We start from the raw sequence: 526 nt of genomic DNA on the forward strand, positions 1-526 counted from the left end.
TGAAGGCATGAGCTCAAAGCCAAGGCGCCGCGTACAGCACCACCGTCACGGCCACCGCCAAGGCTGCCGTGGCGGCGTGCGTCAGCCACACGCGCCACGGCGCATGTGCCTGGCGGGTGATCTCCGCCAGCGTCCCTGCGAGGCGCTGCAGCGGCGGCCCGACTTCCTGTGCCACTACGGCCCGTGCCGCTTCTGTCATCAGGGCCCGCTGCTCCTGCGCAATGTGGTCGAAGAGGGCATGGGTCTCCTTGGCGACGTGCTGCATCGCCGCCACCTTCGCCTGCTTGGCGAGCGCCGCCAACTGGCCATCCACCAGCACCACGGTTTGTGCCGCCCGATCGGCCGCCTTCGACAGCGTCTGCGTGGCCTGGTGCACCTCCGGTGGCAGCGCATCCACCCGGTCGAGCAGCACGGCGATGTCACCGAGCAGCTCGGCCAGCAACGCCTCTCGGGCAGTGGTTGGGCGGCCCATGAGCGTCACGCGGCGGTTGCAGTGGCCCGGGCCGAAACGGGCACCAGTTCCATC

Annotated in this window: 1 protein-coding gene; it reads right to left on the reverse strand. The window is 70.0% G+C overall.

What is annotated here, in order from left to right; all coding sequences use genetic code 11:
• Positions 1–13 precede the first annotated feature (13 nt).
• On the reverse strand, positions 14–526 hold a 513-nt coding region (locus VO99_RS27530; protein ID WP_232315616.1), incomplete at its 5' end, for a hypothetical protein.

The organism is Aquincola tertiaricarbonis (assembly GCF_000969605.1).
Classification (GTDB): Bacteria; Pseudomonadota; Gammaproteobacteria; order Burkholderiales; family Burkholderiaceae_C; genus Aquincola; species Aquincola tertiaricarbonis.